Annotated in this window: 5 protein-coding genes; 4 read left to right on the forward strand and 1 reads right to left on the reverse strand. The window is 49.8% G+C overall.

Translation table 11 applies throughout. The annotated features are described in order from the left end of the window. Positions 1-180 (reverse strand): hypothetical protein (locus tag Q7V48_01190; GenBank protein MDO9209356.1); only part of this gene is annotated, 180 nt, incomplete at its 3' end. A gap of 85 nt (positions 181-265) precedes the next feature. Here Q7V48_01190 and gspD point away from each other — a divergent pair. The 4 genes from gspD to Q7V48_01210 all read left to right on the forward strand — a co-directional run. Next, positions 266-2,524 carry a type II secretion system secretin GspD gene (gspD, locus tag Q7V48_01195; GenBank protein MDO9209357.1) on the forward strand — a complete coding sequence of 753 codons (2,259 nt, stop codon included), beginning with the start codon at positions 266-268 and terminating at the stop codon, positions 2,522-2,524. 263 nt (positions 2,525-2,787) lie between these two features. Next, positions 2,788-3,558, forward strand: a complete 771-nt coding sequence (gene pstB, locus Q7V48_01200; protein MDO9209358.1) for a phosphate ABC transporter ATP-binding protein PstB — start codon at positions 2,788-2,790, stop codon at positions 3,556-3,558. A gap of 4 nt (positions 3,559-3,562) precedes the next feature. Then, positions 3,563-4,402 carry a phosphate ABC transporter substrate-binding protein gene (locus Q7V48_01205; protein ID MDO9209359.1) on the forward strand — a complete coding sequence of 280 codons (840 nt, stop codon included), beginning with the start codon at positions 3,563-3,565 and terminating at the stop codon, positions 4,400-4,402. Positions 4,403-4,406: 4 nt separating this feature from the next. Continuing rightward, positions 4,407-4,607 (forward strand): hypothetical protein (locus Q7V48_01210; protein ID MDO9209360.1); only part of this gene is annotated, 201 nt, incomplete at its 3' end.

A 4,607-nucleotide genomic window follows, 5' to 3' on the forward strand; every position in this document is an offset into this window, starting at 1 on the left:
CGGAATAATGAGCCCTCTTCCCGTTCCAACGCCAGCACCTCTACCAACACCTTCAGCGGTTGCGCCGCGGCCAATTCCTATCCCTAGTTTACCAAGACCCATGGTGACCCCTTCAGAACCGAAGCTGGAATCAACGACGCCCAGCCCGGTGAGTCCGACACCGCTCCCCGATCCGAGCATCTTACGGGGAAGAAGATCCATAAGGCCCGGCCTACCCCCGGGAGATGGGAGCAATTAACATGGTTGAGAAAGGAGTTTCCTGAGAATGAAACTGTTAAAATATTTAGGGGCGAGTTTTTTCATTCTGTCCTTCGCGGTAGGAACCCTTAGCTGTTCGACAGCCAAGGGGCAATTGAAGAGCGAGCCGGATAAGGAAAGTTTATCAAAACCAGCAGGTGAAGTTGCCCCTCCGATCCCCACCCTATCCCCTGCCAAAGAAAAAGTCCTTGCCAGTGAAAAAGAGGTGATTTCTAAAACAGGGGAACCGCCGGAACCCCGAATCCAGGCTTCTCGGCCCGAGAGGCCTCTTCCGGCTCCTCCCCCCCTACCTCCACTATCTGCCCCCGCCATAAAAAGACCGCCAGAGCCGGTTTCAGGTTCAAAGTTCGTTTTAAATTTTGATAATGCCGACCTGTATGAAGTTATCCGCGTTATGGCGGATATGATGAAAATAAATTACATCATAGACCCGAAAGTGAGGGGAATTGTCAATATCCATACTTCGGGGCAAATCAACACCGAAGAAATTTTCCCCCTTTTCCAGTCCATTCTAAAATTAAATGGAGCTGCGGCGATCAAGAAAGGGATCATTTACGAAATCGTCCCCTTCGGGGAAGCCAAAAAGTTATATACCCCACCAACAACTTTTAGGGAGTCGGGGAAAATTCAGCCGGAAGAAAAATATACCATCCAAATCATTACCCTGAAATATATCCCGGTGAACGAAGTTTCCAAAATGATCAAGCCTTTCCTCTCCGACGGAGCGGATATCATAGAACATCCTCTCCACAATATCTTGATCATCGGCGATGTCGCTTCCAACGTAAAAAAATCCTTGGACATCATCGAACTCTTTGATCTGGACATTTTTGCGGATAAGCGGGTAAGAATTTATCCCATCCTCAATGCCGATGTGAACGAGATCGCCAAAGAAATGGAGCGAATCTTTTCTTCATTCGAGGTAAATTTGAAGTCGGGCCGAGGAGTGGGCATTACTTTTACTCCCATCCAGCGAATTAATTCTCTCCTGGTGGTAAGCTCCATCCCCGGGATTTTTATAAACGTAGAAAAATGGCTCAAGGAACTGGATAAAATTCCAGGGGAAGGGACGAAGGTAAGTGTTTTCGTTTATTACGTCCAGAACGGGAAGGCCAAAGATATGGCTGATGTTCTGAAACAGGTTTACCTTCCCCCCAAAGACCTGAAAAAAGATGTGAAAGAAAAAGTTGTGACTCCACCATCCCCTCCCGGACCCCGAGGGGTCCGGCCTACTCCCCCTTCATCCACCGCTGCCCCGTCCCCACCCATCAAGGAAGAGGCTGCGCCTTTACCGGAGGGAGCCGCGCCCGAAGGAGAGATTAACATCGTGGTGGACGAAACCACCAACGCCTTGATCATCCGGGCTTTACACCGGGATTATAAGGCCGTTCTGGAGACCATCAAGAAACTCGATCTTTATCCCAAACAGGTGTTGATTGAAGTTTTATTGGCGGAGGTGACTCTCGACGAGGCGACCAAATACGGCCTGGAGTTTTCCATGTTTAAAGCAGGGGATTATTCAGTTGGGATGGGAGGAACCGCTTATTTAGGAGCGATCCCCTCTGCAGAAGCATTCTCTTCCGGCATCCGCTATTCAATCATCTCAGCCGATAGACTCGCCGCCGCCATTCATGCTTCGGCCACGGATAATCGCCTGAAAGTCATCACTTCTCCTCATATTCTGGCTTCCAACAACAAAGAAGCCAAGATTCAGATCGGGTCTTCCGAACCTATCCTGACCAGTACCTACACAACCCCGGGAGCAATGACCGCGGCCACCACCTCCCTGGTTTCAACCGGAATTGTCGAGGGCACGATCGAATACAAAGATATCGGTGTGATCCTTAGTGTCACCCCGCGGATCAGTGACGGGAAACTGGTTACTCTGGATATATCGATCGAGCAAAGCACGGTATCCCAAAAAGATCTGGGGAATCTTAAAAATGTCCCTTTTTTCCCTAAGAAGACAGCTAAGACCACCCTTTCGATCATGGGGGGTCAAACGATCGTCATCGGGGGATTGATCGATGAAACCAAGGGTGCGAGCTCATCGGGGGTTCCGTTTCTGAGTAAAATTCCCATCCTGGGGGCGCTATTCGGGTACAAAACCAAAACGGTCGGTACGAAAGAGACGATATTGTTGATGACCCCTCACGTGATTACTGACCTGCAGGAATCGAACCAGGTAACCCAAGAATTTCGGGAAAAGGTGCAGACCCTAAAGAAGGAATTAGAAATGAAAGAGAAGAGGGAGAGGAAAAAATAAAATTAAAGCGGGCAAGTTTATAGGTTGGCGCTGGTCATATATTTCATTAAAGCCTTCCGTAAGAACCCAGTCTGGGGATCTCCATAAGAAGCCAAGGAGTATGGGCTTTCGTTAATTTTTTTTAATCCCACGCTTCGCGGGACATACTCCATTGAAAAATCAAAGATTTTATTCGGTGCTCTCCATTTGGCGGCGAACTCTCCTCACATAATGGAAAATATACCCTTGATCAATCAATTTTTTTGGGGTAATGATGATTCTCAATGGAAAATCATTTTCACCGCATTAAAATAAAAACCCAGAGTCTGGATTTTTATTATGGTTCAATCCAGGCTTTAAAATACATTAATCTCGAAATAAAAGAACGGCAGATCACGGCTCTTATCGGACCTTCAGGTTGCGGGAAATCCACCTTCCTCCGGACCCTCAACCGCATGAATGAACTCCTTCCTCGCACCCGGGTATCCGGGACCGTCTTATTGGATGGGATGGACATCTATGCTCCCGAAGTCAACCCCGTGAACCTGAGGCAGAGGGTAGGAATGGTGTTTCAGCGGCCGAATCCTTTTCCCAGGTCCATCTTCGAAAACGTGGCCTTCGGCCCCAAGGTTTTGGGGACTCATCGCCAATCCCATCTCGGAGAGACTGTAGAGAAGAGCCTCAAGGGAGCCGCTCTCTGGGAGGAAGTGGCCGATCGCCTTCAGGATGATGCGACAGGCCTTTCCCTCGGCCAACAACAGCGCCTGTGTATTGCCCGGGTACTGGCCATGCAACCGGAAGTGATCCTTATGGACGAGCCTTGCTCCGCCCTGGACCCCCAGGCGACTCTGCGGATTGAAGAATTGATGCAGGAACTGAAAAAGAATTATACCATTGTCATCGTCACCCATAATATGCAACAGGCGGCTCGGGCATCCGACTGGGTGGGCTTTTTCCTTCTCGGAGAACTCCTGGAATACGGGGCTACCAAGGATGTTTTCACCAATCCCACAGACCAGCGAACGGAAAGCTATATCACCGGAAGGTACGGATGAGGATATGAAAAGGGGAAAACGCTCACGGTGGATTTATGGGGTTGGCATTTTGCTCCTTGCGGTACTCCTTCCCGGTTGCCAGAGGCAACATGGGGGGTTATCCGTCGTGGGATCTACTTCCGTAGAGCCTTTTGCCGGAGCATTGGCCGAGGAGTACATGAATCAGCATTCCCGCGAAAAAATCTTCGTCCAAGGCGGGGGTTCCAGCGCGGGCATCCAGGCTGTCAGGACTGGAGCCGCAGAGGTCGGAATGTCCTCCCGGAATTTAATGGATAGTGAAAAAGATCTGATCGCCGTACCGATCATCTATGATGCCATTGCGGTGATCGTTCATCGCGATAATCCTTTGAACGATTTAACCCTTAATCAGATCCGAAAAATATTTTCGGCGGAAATAACCCGCTGGAGTGAATTAGGAGGGAAAAACCATCCCCTCACCCTGGTGACCCGGGAAGAGGGATCCGGCACCCGGGAGGCATTTCAAAAATTGATCATGGGGAAAAAAGAAATCAGCCTGGGTGCCCTCGTCCAGGATTCCAACGGAGCCATCCGGCAGGTCGTGGCCGATGACCGGAATGCCATCGGCTATATTTCTTTGGGACTGGTGAATGACCGGGTAAGGGCCCTCAAGATTGATGGAATCGAACCCAACATCGAAAATATCCAGCATCACCGTTATAAAATTGTCCGTCCTTTCCTGTTTGTCTTTAAGTCCAACCCGCAGGGTTTGGCCAAGGATTTCCTCGATTATATCCTGAGCCCGGCGGGACAGAAATTGCTTGTCCAGGAGGGGTTGATCAGCATGAATCCGATTCCCAAGCCGAAGAAAGAGGCCAGGCGGTAGAAAAATGTCCAAAGAAAAGATCCTGGAAAAGAGCTTCCTCCTCATCGCCCTTTCTTCCATCTCCATCCTGGCCCTGATTGCCTTCTTCATTTTTCAACAAGGGATTCCTCTCATTTGGAAGGTAGGATTGAATTCGTTTTTGCTGGATGACCTTGGCCTCCGGCGTGAACAGGTAAGCCGTCCCCACCTGCACCGCCGAAGCGCC

Source organism: Deltaproteobacteria bacterium (assembly GCA_030654105.1).
In the GTDB taxonomy this organism is placed as follows: Bacteria; Desulfobacterota; SM23-61; order SM23-61; family SM23-61; genus JAHJQK01.

Coding starts and splice junctions, on each gene's coding strand:
- gspD (MDO9209357.1), top strand. CDS start 266: ATGAAACTGTTAAAATATTTAGGGGCGAGTTTTTTCATTCTGTCCTTC.
- pstB (MDO9209358.1), top strand. CDS start 2,788: ATGGAAAATCATTTTCACCGCATTAAAATAAAAACCCAGAGTCTGGAT.
- Q7V48_01205 (MDO9209359.1), top strand. CDS start 3,563: ATGAAAAGGGGAAAACGCTCACGGTGGATTTATGGGGTTGGCATTTTG.